Genomic DNA, 18,094 nt, shown 5'->3' with positions numbered 1-18,094 from the left:
TCAGAGCCAATCATCGGGCTTCGTGTCGTAGTCGATCTCGCCGGCGGCGATGCGAGCTTCCAGTTCGGCGTCGAGGTCGTGTTCCTCGAACGACTCGCCGTCGTAGCGGATGCGGATGGCTCGCTCTTCGGGCGTCGGCTCTCGGCCCCGCCGCCGGGCGACTTCGACCTCGTGCTCGTCGAACTCCTTCGTGATGGTCATCAGGTTCACCGGGCGGCCCCAGAGGTGGTAGACGCGCTCCAAGACGCCCTTCGCCTGCTTCATGTCGAGGATGACGCCGTTGTACTGGTGGCCCAAGAGGAGCTCCCCGCGGTTGTCGAAGTTCCCGTCGTACACCGCGATAGTCGGCTTCCCGAAGTTGGTGAACTGGAACAGGAGCTTCTTTTTCACGTCCCGGTACGCCGACGAGGAGACGCGGAACTGCTGGGACGACTGGGAGTACTCGTAGGCGAAGTAGTGGTTTGAGCGGACGAACTCCTCGGAGAGGAACGCGTCGAGGAACGTCACGTCGTTGTGACTCTCGCGAATCTCGCGCATCCGGTCCCAGCCGGCAGACTTGTCCACGTCGGCGACGGCCGCCTCGACACTGTCGTACACCTCGTCGTCGAACATGTACCGCGAGAGCTGTTCGAGTTCCGAGCGCCGAATCCGACTGAGGAACCCGCGGTTCTGCGCCTTGACGAGCGAGTAGTGTCGCTCCGCGAGCCCCTCGTAGGTGAGGAGCTTCCACGGGTACGCTTCGAGGTCGAGCGACTCGTCGCCCGACAGCGCCCTGTCGAGGGTCTCGTGGTCGACTCTGGGGTCGTCGGGACCGAGTTCGGACAGTTCGTCGAGGGAGTCGGCGCTGACGCCGTCGATAGCTGGGTCCGCCCGGAGGAGCGTCTGCACCTCGTCGAAGTCGACCGTCTCGTGGAAGTTGCGCCACGTGACGCCCTTCACGCGCAGGAGCTTGTCGGCGACCTCCGCGCGGTTCGTCGAGTTCTCGATGTACTCCCACAGCTCCTTGCCGAGCTTGTAGGGGTTGAGCCCGGGCGACCCGAGGACGCGCGACTGGTGGTCGGCGTAGGTGATGAACTCGTCCGTGCCCGCGAAGCGCTCGTCGCCCATCATGAGCGACTCCCAGTAGGCCGCCCAGCCCTCGTTCATCACCTTCGTCATCTTCTGGGCGGCGAAGTAGTACGCCTCCTCGCGGAGCATGTCGAGGACGTCCTTCTGCCACGGCTCCATCTCTTCGGCCTTGCCCGTCTCCTCGTCGTACCGCATCCCGTGTTCGCGGACGTACGCGAGCACGTCCTTCCGGGGGTCGGTGAGCTTCGCGGCCTCGCGTTCGGCCTCTTCGACCTGCTCGAGCCACGCGTCGTCGAACACCTCACGGCGCACGTCGTCGGAGATGTCGAGGCTGTCCAACTGCGCGCGGATGTCCTCGGGGATGCGGCCGTCCTCGTCGGCGGCGGCCTCGCGGATGGTCCGGTGCTGGTCGATGGTGTCTTCCAGACAGAGGACGGCGTCGATGAACTTCTCCACGTCGTCCCGGCTGATTTCGGGGTTCTGGACGTACCGGTCGATGGTCTGGGCGTGCTGTTCGAGCATCGCCGCGGCGGCGAACTGCCCCTCGTCGGAGAACAGCCCGAACCACTGGTTGTTCTTGAAGAAGTCCGAGTGCGCCTCGACGTGGGTGATGACGGCCTTCTGGTCGGCCAGCGAGTTCGACTCCTGAAGGAAGGCGTTCGCCGGGTCGTCGTTGTTGACGATTTCGAACGCCTTGCCCATGCCGAACTGGTCGGTCTTCCGCTGGCGGTCGTAGGTCATCCCCCACCGCCAGTGCGGGTAGCGCTCTTGGAACCCGCCGTAGGCGATGAGCTGGTTCATCTCGTCGTAGTTGACTACCCAGTAGTTCACCGGGTAGGGATCGAGTCCGAGCTTCTTCGCGAGCGCGCCGGCCTCCCGGACGGGCTCATCGAGTCTGGCGGCCTCGCGCTGTGCGTCTCTGCGGTGTCGTCTGAAACTCATTCTGCTGTCGCCTCCGTGCTGAGGATGGTGTAGATGGCGTCGATGACGTCGTCGGGCTCCGAGACGTACGCGACCACGACGTTACCCTGCTCGCCGAGGCTCCGTTCGACCTCTTCTGCGTGGGTGGCGTTGATGGCGGTCCCGCCGGGCTGGGTCTCCACGTAGGCGTGGAGGTTCGCGTCTATCTCCTGCATGAGCGGGACGACCCGCTCTTTGGTGTCGTTCGAGGAGTTCTCGGAGTCGCCCGCGGCGAAGACGTAGCGGTTCCACTCGCGCCACGGGTAGCGCTCGTCCAAGACCTCCTTCGCCAGTTCGTAGGCGGACGAGATTCGCGTCCCGCCGCCCGAACGGATGCCGAAGAACTCGTCGCGTTCGACCTCCCACGCCTCGGCGTCGTGGGCGATGTAGACGAACTCGGCGTGGTCGTACTTGCCCGTGAGATACCAGTCCAGCGGGGTGAAGGTGCGCTCGACGAGTTCGCGCTTCGTCTCCCGCATCGACCCCGACACGTCGCGGATGTTGACGACCACGACGTTCGACTGCTTCTTCTCGATGACTTCCGGGTGGCGGTAGCGCTCGTCCTCGCGGCGGAACGGAATCTCGCGGAGCCCCTCGCGGCGGATGCGCTGGATGGCCGTCGTCCGCTCGACGTTCTCTTCCATCTCCTCGAAGGAGGCCCACGTCCCGCGTTCGTCGTCCGGGATGCGGCTCCACTCGTCTTCGATCCACGCCATCGAGACGAGGATGTTGTTCTCGCGGCACCACCGGAACACCTCGCGGGCCGAGGTGCCGTCGACTTTCATCGCCTCGCGGACGAACTCCTCGTCGAAGTCCATCGCGAGCTTGCGCTTCAGGCCCTCCTTGAACAGGCGCTCGAAGTCGAGGGTGCTGTGGGGGCCGCTCCGGGTGATGTCGGTGAAGTCACCTTCGACCTCCTCGATGACCTCCTTGCCCTTCGGTTCGAGTTCGAGGCCGAGTTCCTCGTCCAACGCCTCGGCGAACTGCTCGGGGTCCATCTCGTAGTACTCGTGTTCGGCTCCCTCCTCGCCGGGTTCGCCGTCTTCGCCCTCGCCGTCACCGGGCTCGGGCTGGCCGAGCGGCTGGCCCACGTCAGGCGTGCCGCCTTTGCCCTGTCCGACGCCGCCCATGTCGAGGCGGTCGTACTTGAACTCCGGCAGGTCCACGACCTTGATGGGTATCTTGATGTCTTTCGAGCCGGACGCGCCGAGGTCGCCGTAGGAGATGAACTCCTTGAGGTCTTCGCGGCGCTCTTCGCCCACTTCGCGGAATCGTTCGAGGTCGTCTCTCAGTCCCATGTGTGGCTCACCTCCTTCATCACGGCACGGCTGGTCAGTTCGGCCGACGCGGCGGTGTAGCCGCGGTCGACCAGTTCGTCGATGGTGCGCGCTTTCACGCGCGCCGTCTCGGTGTTCGCCGGCGGGTCGTCCCACTGGCGGGGGTCGAGGTCGGAGAACAGCCGGCGCACGTCCTCCCAGTCGTGGGTTTCGAGCACCGTCCGGATGACCGGAATCTCGGTGAGGTCCACGTCGGAGACGGTAAAGCCCTCGTCGCGGTTCTCCCACGCGTAGCGGTTGAGCGCGGTGATGACCTTCTCGTTGCGGAAGTCTTCGACCGTCTCGGAGGGGTCGTTGCCCTCGTAGTCGTCCGGCGAGAAGCGCCCGAGGTGCTCGGTCTCGAACAGCTTCATGAGAAGCGGGTCGGGGTCAATCGGCCCGCGCTCGGTCTCTATCTGCCCGTCGGACGCCCACGCGTAGACGTGTTCGACGTACTCCTCGACTGTCTCGCGCTCGACGCCCTTGTCGGCGAGGAGCGCGTCGAGCACGTCCGCCTCCTGCTGGTCGAAGATGTACGCTTTGACGATGGCGATGCGGCCTTCGTACTCCGAGGACTCCGCCCGCGAGAACACGGGCGCGTCCGACAGTTCGGCGACCATCTCGTCGAGCACGTCGGTCGGCATCACCACCGACGACACGTCGAGGTCGGGGTGTCTGCGGTCGATGCGGTCGTGCAGCAGGTCCGCGATGACGTCGCGGGTGAACGTCACGGGAATCCCGTGGGTCCCCTCCGAGTCCCCGACGAACTCGAACGCCGACACCTCGCGGCGCTGGTCGCCGACCTGCAGGTAGCCGCGGTCGAACAGCAGCGCCTTGTCGACGAGGTTGAACTCGATATCCGGGTCGCGCGGCACGTCCTCGCCGTCGAGGCGGGTCACGACGCTGTAGAGCGCCGCGGCCTCGACGGCGTGGGGCGCGAGTTCGCGGGTGCGAACCTCGCCCGGTCCCTCGCGGACGTCCAGCGAGACGGCCTCGGCGACGCGTTCGGCCATCGTCTCGGGGTCGTCGGTCCAGACGCTCGTCTCGTTTGTCAGCTCTCGGCGGATGAGTTCGGCCTCGAGCGAGAGGTTCGTCAGGTAACGGAACTCGTGTTTGTTGAGCCGGCGCTTGAGCGCCTTCAGCGGGTCGCGGCCGTTCCTGTCGGCGTACTTGTCGAGTTCGGCGTCGAGGTCCGGGTTCGAGATGATGACGAGCTGGGTGTCGATATCCATCCCGATTCCCTTGTCTAGTTTGACGTGCCCCTCGTCGGGGACGTTCAGGAGCTTCTGGAGCAGGTCAGCGTGCTGGGTGGCGTCCTCGACGATGGTGAGAAGGCCGTTGCCCTGCGAGAGCACCCCGTCGTAACTGAACGCCTGCGGGTTCTTGCGCCCCCGGGAGTTCAGTTCGCGGAGCATGCTCGGCATCCACGACCCGACCAGTCGCTCCTTTGGCGAGCCGTCGTCCTCCGAGTGGAGGACGCCGACGCCGCGGCCGACGTCGACGACGTAGTTCTTCACCCGGAGGTGTTTCGGGTCGGTGACGGCGCTGAAGAGGTCTTGCTTGCCCGCTCTGCGGAACTCCTCTTCGAGGTAGGTGTACGCCTCCAGACAGAACGGGTCGAGGTCCTCGTCGACGTCGACGGGGATGTGGTCACCGTTCCTGCTGTTGAGGTCGGCGAGCAGTCGCTTGCGAACCTCCGCGGGGAACACCGAAAGCGGGTGCGACTGGACGGGGCTTTCGTACCAGTCTTCGTCGGCGGCGTCGACCTCGCCGCCGTAGGACAGCCCGCGGGTGTCGTCGGCGTTGGCGACGTTCCACTCGACGGTGTAGCGCCGCCCCGCGTCGGTCTTCGAGTACTCCCGAAGCCCGTTGATGAGACAGCGTTTCAACTCGGATTTCCCCGTGGCAGTCGGGCCGTCGAACCAGACGATTTTCTCGGCTTTGCCGCGGTCGGCGGCGATGGTCCGCAGGTCGTCGACGAAGGCGTTCAGCACCTCCGTGTTGCCGAGGACCGCGTGCTCGCCGTCGTTGGCGGGGTCGTCGAAAAAGCAGTAGCGCTGTTTTTCCTCGCCCTGTTCGACCACCTGTCTGGTCCCCATCGACTCGATGGCTTCCAAGAGGTACTTCGACGCGTGGGAGGCGATAGAGGGCGACTCGAACGCGGCGTCGACGTACTCGCCGAGACTCATCGGCTCCTCGTAGGTGCCGCGGAGCGCCTCGTCCGCCTCGCGGATGTAGTCTCGCATGGTCACCCTTCGAGCTCGGTCTTCGCCACCTCCGCACCGGCGAACTCGAGCACCTCCCGTGCGCCGTCGCGCGAGTAGCCCTGGTCGACGAGCGCGTCTATCCACGCGTTGCGTTCGTCGTCGTCAAGCTCGTTCGCGCTCACGAGCGCCGAGAAGTTGATGTTGTGTTTCTTGTCCTCCCAAAGTTTGCGTTCGAGCGCGCGGCGGAGGCGGTCGTTGTCCTGCGGGTTGAACGACGTCCCCTCGCGGGCGCGCCGGGAGACCCAGTTAGAGACCTCCTGTCGGAAGTCGTCCTTGCGGTCCTCGGGGATGTTGAGTTTCTCCTCGACGGCGCGGAGGAACTTCTCGTCGGGGTCTTGGTCGCGACCCGTCAGTTCGTCTTCGACCGTCGCGTCGTCGATGTAGGCCATGACGTGGTCCATGTACTTCTCGCCCTGCCGACGAATCTCGTCGATGTCGTAGGCGAGGGCGTGGCGCACGTCTTCGATGGCGCGCTCTTTGTACTCCTCGCGGACCATCTCGAGGTAGCGGTGGTAGCGTTCGAGGTTCTCCTCGGGAATCGACCCGTGGTTCTCGAGGTTCTCTTCGAGGTGAGTGAACGAGGACAGCGGCGAGAGGTAGCCGCGGCCGCGGTGGGTCGCGTCCATGATGGCCTCGGCGATTTCGTCGCCGATGAACCGGGCGGAGACGCCGTCCATGCCCTCGGCGATGTCGGCTTTCTTCTCGCCCTCCTCGCGGAGTTTGCGCACGTCCACGTCGTCGCCGTCGTCCAACTCGCCGTTGTAGGCCTTCGCCTTCTGGACGAGCGAGATGGTGTCGGAGTCGGGTTCGACGATGCGGGTCAGGACGCCGAACAGCCCGGACATCTCCAGCGTGTGCGGCTCGACGTGGATGTCTGGCACGTCGGCGTTCCGGAGCATCTTCCGGTAGATTTCGGCCTCCTGTTCGTATTCGAGGACGTACGGGAAGTCGATGCGCTTCGTCCGGTCGTTGAACGCCTCCATCTTCTCGTCGCCCTTCTTCTCGCGGTATTCGGGCATGTTCGTCCGCCCGACGATGACCTGGTCGATGTCGATTCGGGGGTTGTTCTTCGGCTTGATTGTCTGTTCCTGCGAGGCGTGCAGGAAGTCGTAGAGGAACTCCCGTTGGAGCTTCAGCAGTTCCTCGCCGGAGAAGATGCCGCGGTTTGCGTTACAGAACGCGCCGGCGTAGTCGAACGCCCGCGGGTCGGACTCGCCGTACACCGCGAGCTTCGAGTAGTTGACGTCGCCGGTGAGTTCGGTCTCGTCTTGGTTCTTCTTGTCCTTCGGCTCGAACGTCTCGATACACTGGCGTTTGTTCTCGGAGGCGACGAGTCGGATGACCTCGATGTGGTTCGCCACGACCTCCTCTAAGTCGTCGTCGTAGTGGGCCAGCAGCCGGTCCATGTAGAACTCCGAGGCGGGGTCTAACGCCTGGTCGTTCCGGATGGTGTACGGCGCGTCGAGGTTCTCGTTCAACTGCTCGATGACCACGTCGCGCTGTTCCTGCGGGAGCAACACGAGCGGGTCCTGATTCATCGGCGACTTGACCACGTCGTCGGAGGGGTCTTGGTCGCGGATGACGTCGCCGAGGTTCGTCCACCGGAAGGTGTACATCCGCCCCTCGTCGGACATCGTGTAGTCCTCGAAGTAGCGACGGGAGATCCAGTCGAAGTGGGACTTCCCGGAGCCGACGGGGCCCAAGAGGAGTTTGATGCGTTTTTCGGGACCGAGGCCGCGAGCCCCCGATTTCACCTTGTTGACGAACTCGTGAATCGACTCGTGAACTTCGCGGCCGTAGAAGACGTTTTCACCGTCGTGAAGGGGGTCTTCGGAGGCCATGAGGTACTCCACGACGCCCGCGTCCTCGTCGTAACGGGTGCCGTAGAAGTCGAACATGTCCGCCACGCGTTGGTGGGCGTTGCGAGCGATCTTTGGGTGAGCGTAGACCTCTTCCAAGTACCACTCGAAGCTCTTCGCCTCGCGGAGGTCCGCGGGCACGGAGTCTTTGTAGTGCTTGCTCAGGTCTGCGAGTGTTTCAATTTCGCCGGTCATTGTTCGTGGAGCCTCGTCGGACCAGCCGTCCGGAGACGACCGAGGGCGACGCGCCCGCGTTCGCGGGTCGCAGACGACACACCGCGAGCCACGGACCCGCGGCGACAGACCGCGGGCGGTGAATCGAAATGCGTCGCCGCCGCTGCGCGCTCACGACGGGTCGGCGACTGGCGACAGAATCGGCGATTGGCAAACGATGCGCGACGGCTCGCTCGGCCCGGGGACCGAGACTACCAATCAATGAGAGACGTTAACATATAACGCTTTCTCTGAAAGTAGTCAATAGATTGTCTTGAATGTCGACCAATCCAGATACGTACCACGTCGTGTGAACCTCCAATCGACCGACGTGTGTCGGTTTAATCGGCGATTCAGTCAGTTGGTGGTCCCGTTAATCGGGTCGGATGAGATTCATGTCGTCCCCGACCGGTCAGTTTCGAGGGGCGAACCACGGCCTCCGAGCCGGCGTCACGGCGACCGGCGGTGGCGGCGGAAGCGGGAAGGCTTAGGACGCGCGGCGGACTAGCACGCCCATGACCGACCTGCCCGACGGGTGGACCCTCTGGAACGACGAGCACGAGGGCCGGCGCATCCTCGCGTTTCGGCCCGACGTGTTCAACGAGAGCGCCTTTCCCGCCGAGTGCATGCCGACCGTCTTCGTGTGGAACGGGTCGCGGGCGAACCGTCCGGGCGCGACGCAGATTCGAACCGAGACATGGCACGCCGTGCTCTATCTCGAACCCGAAATCGAAGTCGTCGTCGAGGAGTTCGACTCCCGCGAAGCGGCCGTCGAGGGCGCGACCGACATCGCCGGACGCTTTTCCGACGGCGAGATAGACTACCGGAGCGCCTACCAAGTCCCCCGCGAGGAGTACTTCGAGAAGCTCGACGAACTGACCGGGCGGGAGCCTTAACCACCTCGCAGGAGAACCACCGCTATGACCTCCGTTACGCTTGTCGGTGCCCGCCTGACCGACCCCGGCACCGAGTTCGTCTACCACGGTGAATCGAGCGCCTGCGAGGGCTGTCCGTACCGCCGGCAGTGTCTCAACCTCACCGAAGGCGTCCGTTACCGGGTCCTCGGCGTGCGCGAGAACACGCAGGTCCTCGACTGCGCAGTCCACGACGAGGGCGTCCGCGCCGTCGAGGTCGAACCGGCCCCGGTCACGGCGAACGTCCCCTCGAAGGGCGCGTACGCCGGAAGCAAAGCCAGCCTGCAGGGCCCGTGTCCGCACACCGAGTGCCCCAGCCACGAGTACTGTGTCCCCGAGGGTGCCGAGTTCGACCAGGAGTACCGCATCAGCGACGTGCTCGGCAACCCGCCGCACGACCACTGCCACCTCGACCGGAACCTGACGCTCGTCGAGTTCGAACCCGCCGACGAGTAGGGATTTTTGTGGTTCCCGGCCGCTGGCCCTGATATGACGACCGCCGTCTTCTTCGACCTCGACCTGACGCTCCTCCGCTACACCGCCGACTTCGAGACTATCTTCGACCGCGCGGTCCCGGACGCACCCGAAGGTGCCTACGACCGGTATCTCTCCGTCTTCTTCGACGCGTTCGAGGACCTCGCCGTGGACCCCTACGCGGTCGGCTTCGAGGTAATCACCGACGAGTTCGACATCGACGACGACCCGGAGGCGATCGTGGCGCGCTACGCGGAGGCCGAACTCGCCGCCACGACGGTTCCCGCGTCGGCCCGCGAGGCGCTCGTCCGCGTCGCCGACCGACGACCGACGGGGATTCTCACGAACGGCGCGCCGGCGGTCCAGCGGGCGAAGCTCGAACGCCACGACCTCGTGGACCTCGTCGACGCCGTCGTCGTCTCGAACGACCCCACCGTCGCCTCGCGGAAGCCCGACGCGGGCATCTTCGAGGCCGCGGAGACCGCGCTCCCGGCGGACGACTACGTCTACGTCGGCGACACCTACGACGAGGACGTGGTCGGAGCGAGAAACGCCGGGTGGGAGGCGTATCACGTCGGTGACGAGGGGTCCAGCGGCGACCCAACCGATGACGCCCCCGACGACCCGGCGGCGGTCGAATCGGTCGCCGACGCGGTAGCTCGAATCCTCGGCGAGGACGGCGAGTAGCGCGAGAGAGACGAGACAGTCTGCCGACTACGGGAGCGTGCCGACCTTCTCGCCGGCGTAGCCGAAGATGTCCGCGTAGCCGTACGCGGAGAGGAGAATGGGGTAGAAGTCGCGGTCGGCGACGAACTGCTCGGCGTCGGCGCGGGCGAACGTCTCGCCGGCGGCGACGGGTTCGAAGTTGGTCGCGTGGACCTCGTATTGGTCCGCCGTCGGCTTGGGAAGCCGTTCCAGCAGGCGGAACACGTCGATGCTGTTCTCCTCGGGAATCGCGAGTTTCAGGCGGTCATCTTCGGTCTGCGAGTCGGCTTCGTCGGGGTCGGCGCCCTCGCTTCCTCCATCGCTCGCGACGGCGGGGGCGGGGAGAACGTTGGTTGCGGTGAGGAACGCCCGGATGAGCCAGTAGGCGTTGTCGGCCGCCTCGTCGGACTTCTGGAGGCCGGCTTCGACCTCGATGGTGTGGGCGTGCTCGATGAGCCGGCCCTCCGCGAAGTGATTCGTCTCGACGGCCACGTCGACCGGGAGCCGGGGGAGAATCGACCGGGAGATGGCGTCGACCGTGTCCACGATGGCGAACGGTTCGGCGTACGACTGGGTGGAGTGAAGCGAGAAGGCGGTGGTGCCGCGGACCTCGCGGCCGAGGTCGTGAGCGAGGCGTCGCTCGTGGCTCTCGGCGTTGGGATCGCCCGGAAACGCCCGGTTGAGGTCCTCGTCGAGGTAGCGCTCGTCCGCCGCCAGCGCCTCCTCGTTGGCGACGATGAGCTTCACCGGGCGCTCGACGTCGGGGTCCTCCGCGACGAACCGCTCGATGGCGCGAGCGCCGCACGGTTCGTCGCCGTGGATCGACCCGACGACCGACACTTCGGGCGTGCCGTCACCGAGTTCGTAGATTCGCATTGCCGATTCCTAGAACTGGACGCTAAAGGACTTTTAGATTCTCCCGGTTCACGCCGCTTTCGCTGACGTGTCAGCAGGAACTACTGATTCGGCGGGCGGGAAACCGCGGGTCAGACGCGATTAGTGGTCGAGCCCTTCGACGTACTCGTAGTCGGCGGGGTAGGCGGTCGCTCGGTGGCCGTCGAGTTCGATTTGCCAGCCGTGAAGCGCCGTCGGGTCGTCCAACGCCGCCCGGAGGGTCTCGCGCACGTCGTCCACGTCGACGCCGTAGAAGTCGCTCGGAACGCCACGGATATACTCCAGCGCCGTCTCGAACAGCGACCGCATCCCCGCGTCGTTCTCAAAGTCGAAGTGCTTGTACGCGCCGGCGGCGACCTGCACCATTCCGTGAAGGAAGGCGCTTTCCGCGGTCCCTGCACCGTAGTTGTACCACTCGTCTTCGAAGCAGTCGTGGCTCTCGTGGAAGTCGCCGGCGTTGAACAGGCGGACGCCGTGTTCGACCGCCCGGCGGAGCGTCGCGTGCTCCCACAGCCGAAGGTCGTCGTTCCACCCCGTCGGGTTGCCGAGCGGCGGGGCGACGCTCGGGTCGCGGGTGTGTTCGTCCATGTGAGTCAGGGCGACCGGAAGGCCGGTAACTCCATCGGTGGCGACACTGGCCGCGCAGTTTTTTCGTGCGAGCGCGACAATGGTCGGATGTGACGGACACGATAGAATGTACCTACTGCGGGAGCGACGTTCGGCGTCACGACCCCGTCTTCGTGGAGGAGCTCGAAGCCGGCGAGCGCGTGCCGGCGGGCGCGTTCTGCAACTACGCGTGCCTTTCGTCGCACATCGACGCGGCGGGGCTGACGACCGGCGCATCCTGCGAGTGGCGGCCGGAGTAGGCACCGACCGTGGTCGGAGTACCCGCCCGGACCCCTGACCTATTTACTGCGATTCGTCCTTTCGAGCGTATGGCACTCGCATCAGCACTCGTGGCCGGCGGGGTTATCGGAATCCGGCACGCGCTGGAAGCCGACCACCTCGCCGCCGTCGCGACGATGGTCGAAGACGACGACCGACCGAGCATCGTCGGCGCCTCGTGGGGCGTCGGGCACTCGATTCCGATTGCCGTCGTCGGCCTCCTGTTCGTCGCGCTCGGCGTCCGCCTGCCCGAGTCGGTGACGCACTTCTTCGAAGTCGTCGTCGGTGCGATACTCGTCCTCCTCGGGGCGCGGATGCTCCTTCGGGCCGCCGGCGTCTCCGTGCCGACGCTCCGGGACCACGACCACGACAGCGGCGTTCACCGGCACCTCTCGCTCGGGAACGTCGCGTTCGGAACGAAACACACGCACGTCCACGACGAGTCGTTCGGCGTCGGCGTTCTCCACGGCTTCGCCGGGAGTGGCGCGCTCGTCATCGCGATGGTCTCGACCGCGCCCGCGATGGGGCAGGCCGTCGCGTTCCTCGCGGCGTTCAGCCTCCTGACTATCGCCACGATGGCGACCGTCTCCTTCCTCTGGGGGCGCTCGATGGCGGTCGGCGGGACGCGCGTCCTCCGCGCCGCGGCCGGTGTCGTCGGCATCGCCGTCGGCGGCCTCCTCGTCGTCGAGCAGTTCGGCGGCCTCGTCTGACGTTTCGCAACGTTTTAGCGGTCCCCCTGTCGTACTTGAGTACGCGCGAGGGTAGCTAAGTCAGGAAAAAGCGGCGGACTCAAGATCCGCTCCCGTAGGGGTCCGTGGGTTCAAATCCCTCCCCTCGCACTTATCGCGAGAAACGACGTGATGAGCGGCAAGTGCAGCTCGGCCTGCGGCGAGAAGCGAGCACCGAAGCGGCCCGCCACCCTGTTATAAACCAGGTCGCTCGATGGCGGACGCGTTCGCTTCTGTCCCCCGCTGTTCACCCGGTTACGATGCCACCACAGCACCGCCGCCAGTATCCCGAACAATTCATCATGAACAGACCACGTTTCCGATGAAAACCGCCGGAAATAGTCCGAACGGGGATGACGTTCGGCGACAACCGCGACTAACCCGTCCGTCGGCCGGACTATCAGTTTCTCCGGACAGTACAGAATTTGTCAGAAACGTTCATTATGTTATCGGGCCTACTGTAGTGTTGCCGGAAGCGCAAGGACGCACCGGATGACCAAACCGAATCTGTCGGGCGACGTGAAAGGCGTCGACGACGGTACGCATCGCAAGACGCGGAGGAATGGAATCGACACGAACACCGAGTCTTTCGTAACAGGAAGACGAGGTCAAAGTGCCGAAGAGGAACCGAAACAGCCCCGTAAACCGCTCTGCGAGCGAGTGGCGGGAAGACCAAGTACCGGACCACGAGGAATCGGAGTTCGGGAAGTCGGCGCAAGCCGAAAAAGGTCGTGAGGGCTGCGGAAAACGTCTTCCGTCCGGGTTCTAATTGCGGATTCTGGCTTTTCTGTTATTCGCCCTTCGAGCGGGCGAGCCGTCTCGTGCGGTGCAGTTCACGACGCGACACGACGACGCATCGCGTTCGCGGTGTGGGTGCGACGTACCGGCCGGGTTACGGCCGGATCAACTGACTCATCAGCCGGAGGTATTCCGACGCGACGAGCGGTTCGTCGGCCGCGGTCCGCTCGACGGCTGCCACGCCGTGCCGGAGTTTCTCCTTGAGCGGGCTCGGCGGAACCTTGTGGCCGAGCACGCGGGACGCCGTCTCGACGTGTTCCAGCGCGGTTTCGGCGTCGCCGGCTCTGACCGCCGCTCTGGCGTCGTCGAAGGACGCCGCGAGCGACTCGCGGACCCGCACCGGGAGGTCGATAGCGTCTGACACGCCACGAGATAAACTGTCCATCGACATAAGCCACCGGGCCGCGTCGGCGTCGGGTCGGTGGATATAGGCACGTCCCCGTCCTGTCACGCCTATGAACGAACTCGACGCCCGGGCGGACCGGGCACAGCGCGCGGCCCGCGACGGCGGCGCAGTCGCGCGACGCGCCTTCAGAACCGGCATCTCCGTCGAGACGAAAGATGGAAAGACGGACGTGGTCACGCAGGCCGACAAGGACGCCCAGCGCCGCGTCGTCGAGCGAATCCGCGGGGCGTTTCCCGACGACCCAATCGTCGGCGAGGAGGACGACGAACTCAAGTCGGTTCCCGACTCGGGGGCGGCGTGGGTCGTCGACCCCATCGATGGAACGAACAACTTCGTGCGCAACGTGCCGGTCTGGGCGACTGCGGTCGCCGCCGTCCGCGACGGCGATCCCGTCGCGGCGACAAACTACCTGCCCGCACTCGACGACTGCTACGCGGCCGACGACGAGGCGGCCTACCGCAACGGCGAGGAGATTTCGGTGAGCCAGCGCGACGACCCCGAGACGTGTACGGTCTGTCCGACGTTCTGGTGGGATTACGACGCCCGCGACGAGTACGCCGCCGCGGCCCGGGCCATCGTCACGCGCTTCGGCGACATGCGGCGCTACGGGAGCATGCAGGTCGTGCTCTCGTACGTCGCCGACGGCTCGCTCGACGGCGTCATCACGAACAAGCGGGCGAACCCGTGGGACTCGGTCGCCGGCGTACACCTCATTCGGATGGCCGGGGGGACGGTCACAGACCTCGACGGGAACGAGTGGCGACACGATTCGGAGGGCCTCGTCGCCTCGAACGGGCGCGTCCACGACGTCGTGCTGGAGGCGGCCCGCGAAATCGACGAGCGGTAGACGGACGAAAACCGGAACCGGACGGCGCTCGCCGCGGGCGCGGGCGTGCCTCCCATCCGCAAGTGCGAAGTCACCCCCCATCAGAAAGGATAGCATGGACCTCGACGCGACGGACCGGGCGATTCTCCGGATTCTGATGGAAGACGCGCGGACCCCGTTCAGCGAAATCGCCCGCAGAATCGACATGTCGAGCGCGACGGTTCACGACCGGGTCGGTCGGATGGAAGACGCCGGCGTCATCGAGGGCTACCACGCCCACGTCGACCCGCGGGAGGTCGGGCTGGGAACCTCCGCGCTGGTCGGCTTCCGGGTCAAACAGGGCCGCGAAAAGGAGGCGCTCCAACAGCTTCGAGACATCGAGGGCGTCCAAGAAATCGACCTCACCACCGGCGAGTGGGACGTGATGCTCCGGGTGTACGCCGAGGACACCGACGCTCTGCGCGAGCTCATGTTCGACCACATCGCCGAGCTCGACGGCTTCTCGCGGTCTCAGACGATGGTCATCCTCGGGACTGAGTACGACGACCCGGTGTTGCCGATTCGCGAACCGGACGACGAGGACTGAGCCACGCCCGCCGCTGAACGCCACCTCGTTGCGACGCCGACCCGCCGCGCCGAGGCGCGCGGGGAGGATGCGAGAGACCGGAACCCTCAACAGGCCCGCCGTCGGGGTATCGCCTATGGCAACGGTAGCAGAGCGAATGGGTCTCGACCCCGAGCGCCTCTGGGGGCTCGGCGTCGCGGCCATCCTCGTCGCCCTCGTCGGCGGGTCGCTCGCGTTCCCTCGCGTCGTCTACGACGGATTCATCTGGCACTACTTCTGGGGCCCCGTCCAAGCCGACGCGAACTCGGCCGTCTGTGCGGTTCGGGCGAACGGCGTCACGCAGTACCTCGACACGGCGTCGGCCTGCGCCGCCGCGGCCGAACCCGTCGCGTACCCCGGCTACACGCTCGTCTCCGAGGTCGGCTACATGGTCACGCTCGTCATCGCTCTCTCGGGCGTCGTGTTCCTCCTCCGCCGCCTCGACATCGGCGAGAGCCCGCGGTTCTTCTACGCGCTCTTCCCGTTCATGCTGTTCGGCGGCGCGTTCCGCGTGATCGAGGACGCTAACGACTCGCCCGGCGTCGCCGACGCGCTCATCAGCTATCCGCTGAACACGCTCGTCATCAGCCCGGTTATCTACGTGACCGTCTTCGCAATCACCCTCGTCGCCGTCGTCGGGAGCGTCTTCGCCGAACGGCGGGGGCTCGTCGACGACTACGTGAAACCGCTGTTCGGGGCCGGCCTCGCGGTGCTCGCAGTCGCGATCGGTTACCTCCTGTGGGCCGGCCTCACCGGCGCGCAGGGCGCGACGTTCTACCCGCAGGTGCTCGTCGTCATCCTCGTCGGTGCGACGCTCGCCGCCGCCGCGACGTGGTGGCTCGTCGAGCGCTTCGCCCCCGAGGTCAACGAGGGTACCGGCTACATCGGTCTCGTCGTCATCTGGGGCCACGCCGTCGACGGCGTGGCGAACGTCATCGGCCTCAACTGGATGGTCGCGCTCGGCGCGGGCAACAACCTCGTCCCGAAGCACCCGGTGAATCAGGCAGTCGTCGACTTCACCGCCTCCACGCTCCCCGAGTCGGTGCTGGCCGTCACGGGCGACGCGTGGCCGTTCCTGCTCGTCAAACTCGTGGCCGCGACGGCCGTCGTCTGGGTGTTCGACGAGCAGATATTCGAGGACAGCCCGCGCTACGCGATTTTGCTTCTCATCGCCGTCCTCGCGGTCGGTCTCGGGCCGGGGAGCCGCGACATGCTCCGTGCGACGTTCGGCGTCTAATCGGCCTGCAGTCTCCCGCTTTCCGACCTCTCGTTCCCGCGCTCCCGACGAAGCTTCAAGTACCGAGCCGCGGCCAACGTCGCTATTCTGTGACTCACGCCGCGCGTCGGCTCGCGGGTGTCCGGCACACCGCCGCGCGGACTCGATTCGGCCCACCTGCCACGCGGCCGCCTGTGCCGGCTGTCAGCCACGACGCCCACGAACCCAACGAATCCCGAGACCCGCCAGCTACGGGAACGGGTGGAACTCCCGGTCCAGTCGCGGTTCGAAGCCGAGGTCCCGCGGCACTGACTCGGCGCGGTCGGCGAAGTACGGCTCGCCGATGAAAAGCGGCTGTGCGTCCGGGAGGAGTACCCGGACCGCCTCGAAGCCGAGTCGCTCCACGTCGCGCGGGGTGGTCCGCGCCGCGTACGCGTCGAGGCCGGCGTCGGCGACCGCCGAGACGACCGCGTCGAGTTCGGCCGCGCCCTCGGGTACCTCGTCGGGGCCGACCGAGTCAGCGGGGATGGTCGCGTCCGGCGAGACGAACGTCTGTGCGGGCTTCGGGAAGTCGGCGTAGGTCGCAATCGCGCCGCCCTGCGTCGCGGCCTGGTCCGGTCCCATGGCGCGCAGTTCGGTCCAGTTTTGGAGCGCCTCGGCCAGCGCGGAGCGAGCGGCGCGGTTCGCGTCGAGGTCCGCGCCGGATCCCATGGCGAACTTCGGCCACTCACCGTCGCGATGGACGGCCACCGCCACGACCGGCACGTCCACGTCCTGCGTCACGAGGAGCGCAGTCACCTCTAGGGACTCCGAGCGGGCGCGGGCCGCCAGCGTCTCGAACGTCTCGTCGCTCACGTCCAGTCCGAGCGGGTCGAACGTCGAGTACCACGCGAGCATCGTCGCGTCGCGCTCGACGACCTCGTAGAGCCCCGAGAAAATCGCCTCGGTCCCGGAGTTGCCGAGGCCGAGGCCGGTCGTAATCGACGGCTTGTGTCGCTCCGACGGCGGCGGGTAGTGGACGAACTCCGCCGGGAGCGAGACGGTTGCCCCGGTCGCGAGGTTCTCGCCTTCCACCCACTGAATCGGCTCCTCGGGGTCGGGGTCGCGAACGGAGTCGGGTCTGACGAAGCGACTCGGCGGCACCGCGGCCGGTCGGGACGCCGCGGGCGCGACGGCGAACTCGCTGGAGCGGTAGACGCCCGCCGAGTAGCGTTCGAGCGCCTCGCCGAGCGCCTTCATGTAGGCCTCGTCCCAGCCGGCGGCCGCGCCACCGGCGAGTTCGGCCGCCCGAGCGTCGGCGTAGACCGTGGTGTCCGCCGTCTGCGCGACGTAGTACGGAAGCGGGAACGACTCGCGCTCGCCGACCTGCGTGACGATGCCGACGCGGTCGTCCACGGCCGACTCGGCCCGCGCGAGCGCGTCGTCTAACTCGACGGCGCGGAAGTCGCGCTTGAGGGTCCGGTCCCGTTCCGTCGGCGACGGGGTCGGGAGAAACGATCGCTCGGGGCCCGGGACTTCGACGACGGTCCCGGCCACGTCGTCGCCCGAGAGGAGCGCGATGCCGCGTCGCCCGGCCACCGCGCCGGCGAGTCGGACGGCCGCGCGGTCACCGCCGGGGCGACCCTCCGACTCCGTGGTGGACGCGACGCGCGCCCGGAGGTCCGCGAAGTCAGCGCTGGCGGGGTCGAACGCCGACACGGCCGCGTCCAGGTCGTCCACGGAGTGACCGCCGATACCGCCGACTTCGACCGCGAGCCATCTCGAAGCGGCGTCGTCGGCCGCGTCGAAGGCGTCGCTGCCGGCCGCGGCGACGACGAAGCCGAGGTCGAACGAACCGAGCGAGTCGGGGGCCGTCTCAGCGACCGTTGCGTCGATGTCGGCGCACGCCGCGCGAATCGATTCGGCGGCGGGACCGCTCCCGACGAGTCCGATGTTCATGCGCGCGACGAGGTGCGGCGGCG

16 protein-coding genes and 1 tRNA gene are annotated in these 18,094 nt (G+C 66.5%); 9 read left to right on the top strand and 8 right to left on the bottom strand.

The features are described from left to right. Genes AM590_RS15490 through AM590_RS15475 form a run of 4 tightly spaced genes read right to left on the bottom strand, consistent with a single transcriptional unit; the run spans position 1 to position 7,665 of the window. Positions 1 to 2,010, bottom strand: a complete 2,010-nt coding sequence (locus AM590_RS15490) for a SpoVR family protein (RefSeq protein ID WP_058828265.1) — start codon at positions 2,008 to 2,010, stop codon at positions 1 to 3. After that, entirely contained in the window at positions 2,007 to 3,326 is a 1,320-nt protein-coding gene (locus AM590_RS15485) for a YeaH/YhbH family protein (protein WP_058828264.1), read from the bottom strand. Before AM590_RS15485 ends, AM590_RS15490 begins: the two co-directional genes overlap by 4 nt. Beyond that, the gene (locus tag AM590_RS15480; protein WP_172795820.1) at positions 3,317 to 5,596 is read right to left on the bottom strand and encodes a kinase anchor protein; all 2,280 of its coding nucleotides are present in this window, start codon (positions 5,594 to 5,596) and stop codon (positions 3,317 to 3,319) included. The genes AM590_RS15485 and AM590_RS15480 overlap by 10 nt, the downstream gene beginning before the upstream one ends. Further along, the gene (locus AM590_RS15475) at positions 5,593 to 7,665 is read right to left on the bottom strand and encodes a PrkA family serine protein kinase (RefSeq protein WP_058828262.1); all 2,073 of its coding nucleotides are present in this window, start codon (positions 7,663 to 7,665) and stop codon (positions 5,593 to 5,595) included. The genes AM590_RS15480 and AM590_RS15475 overlap by 4 nt, the downstream gene beginning before the upstream one ends. Positions 7,666 to 8,198: 533 nt before the next feature. Between AM590_RS15475 and AM590_RS15470 the strand changes: the two genes are divergently transcribed. Genes AM590_RS15470 through AM590_RS15460 form a run of 3 tightly spaced genes read left to right on the top strand, consistent with a single transcriptional unit; the run spans position 8,199 to position 9,758 of the window. Continuing rightward, positions 8,199 to 8,579 (top strand): DUF5820 family protein, encoded by a 381-nt coding sequence (locus AM590_RS15470; protein WP_042661742.1) that lies wholly within the window; start codon positions 8,199 to 8,201, stop codon positions 8,577 to 8,579. Positions 8,580 to 8,603: 24 nt separating this feature from the next. After that, complete coding sequence (locus tag AM590_RS15465) at positions 8,604 to 9,053, top strand: UPF0179 family protein (protein WP_042661741.1); 450 nt, start codon at positions 8,604 to 8,606, stop codon at positions 9,051 to 9,053. Between the two features lie 33 nt (positions 9,054 to 9,086). Then, positions 9,087 to 9,758, top strand: coding sequence for an HAD family hydrolase (locus AM590_RS15460; protein ID WP_058828261.1), 672 nt, complete (start codon positions 9,087 to 9,089; stop codon positions 9,756 to 9,758). Positions 9,759 to 9,785: 27 nt separating this feature from the next. Here the strand turns inward: AM590_RS15460 and AM590_RS15455 are convergent, their stop codons facing one another. Beyond that, positions 9,786 to 10,652 carry a succinylglutamate desuccinylase/aspartoacylase family protein gene (locus tag AM590_RS15455; protein WP_058828260.1) on the bottom strand — a complete coding sequence of 289 codons (867 nt, stop codon included), beginning with the start codon at positions 10,650 to 10,652 and terminating at the stop codon, positions 9,786 to 9,788. A 120-nt stretch (positions 10,653 to 10,772) separates the two neighbouring features. Continuing rightward, positions 10,773 to 11,258, bottom strand: a complete 486-nt coding sequence (locus tag AM590_RS15450; protein ID WP_058828259.1) for a DUF309 domain-containing protein — start codon at positions 11,256 to 11,258, stop codon at positions 10,773 to 10,775. A gap of 89 nt (positions 11,259 to 11,347) precedes the next feature. Between AM590_RS15450 and AM590_RS15445 the strand changes: the two genes are divergently transcribed. The 3 genes from AM590_RS15445 to AM590_RS15435 all read left to right on the top strand — a co-directional run bounded on the left by AM590_RS15445 (position 11,348) and on the right by AM590_RS15435 (position 12,394). Then, positions 11,348 to 11,536, top strand: a complete 189-nt coding sequence (locus tag AM590_RS15445) for a hypothetical protein (RefSeq protein ID WP_058828258.1) — start codon at positions 11,348 to 11,350, stop codon at positions 11,534 to 11,536. Between the two features lie 69 nt (positions 11,537 to 11,605). Beyond that, positions 11,606 to 12,265 carry a high-affinity nickel-transporter protein gene (locus AM590_RS15440; RefSeq protein ID WP_058828257.1) on the top strand — a complete coding sequence of 220 codons (660 nt, stop codon included), beginning with the start codon at positions 11,606 to 11,608 and terminating at the stop codon, positions 12,263 to 12,265. A 45-nt stretch (positions 12,266 to 12,310) separates the two neighbouring features. Then, positions 12,311 to 12,394, top strand: a tRNA-Leu gene (locus AM590_RS15435). Positions 12,395 to 13,175: 781 nt separating this feature from the next. On the opposite strand, the gene AM590_RS15430 is transcribed toward AM590_RS15435, so the two are convergent. Continuing rightward, a complete protein-coding gene (locus tag AM590_RS15430) occupies positions 13,176 to 13,445 on the bottom strand; it encodes a hypothetical protein (RefSeq protein ID WP_058828256.1) in 270 nt (89 codons plus the stop codon). 91 nt (positions 13,446 to 13,536) lie between these two features. On the opposite strand from AM590_RS15430, the gene AM590_RS15425 reads away from it, so the two are divergent. The 3 genes from AM590_RS15425 to AM590_RS15415 all read left to right on the top strand — a co-directional run bounded on the left by AM590_RS15425 (position 13,537) and on the right by AM590_RS15415 (position 16,154). Next, positions 13,537 to 14,334, top strand: coding sequence for an inositol monophosphatase (locus AM590_RS15425; RefSeq protein WP_058828255.1), 798 nt, complete (start codon positions 13,537 to 13,539; stop codon positions 14,332 to 14,334). A 94-nt stretch (positions 14,335 to 14,428) separates the two neighbouring features. After that, positions 14,429 to 14,899, top strand: coding sequence for an Lrp/AsnC family transcriptional regulator (locus tag AM590_RS15420; RefSeq protein ID WP_058828254.1), 471 nt, complete (start codon positions 14,429 to 14,431; stop codon positions 14,897 to 14,899). A 136-nt stretch (positions 14,900 to 15,035) separates the two neighbouring features. Next, on the top strand, positions 15,036 to 16,154 hold the full coding sequence (locus AM590_RS15415) for a DUF63 family protein (RefSeq protein WP_172795824.1): 1,119 nt from the start codon (positions 15,036 to 15,038) through the stop codon (positions 16,152 to 16,154). Positions 16,155 to 16,382: 228 nt separating this feature from the next. On the opposite strand, the gene AM590_RS15410 is transcribed toward AM590_RS15415, so the two are convergent. Then, positions 16,383 to 18,071 (bottom strand): YcaO-like family protein, encoded by a 1,689-nt coding sequence (locus tag AM590_RS15410; protein WP_058828252.1) that lies wholly within the window; start codon positions 18,069 to 18,071, stop codon positions 16,383 to 16,385. Between the last annotated feature and the right edge of the window lie 23 nt (positions 18,072 to 18,094).

Origin of the sequence: Haloferax sp. Q22, assembly GCF_001482285.1 — an archaeon.
Lineage (GTDB): Archaea > Halobacteriota > Halobacteria > Halobacteriales > Haloferacaceae > Haloferax.
The sequence above is the reverse complement of the archived record's forward strand: the minus strand, read 5'-3'. Positions and strand labels throughout refer to the sequence as shown.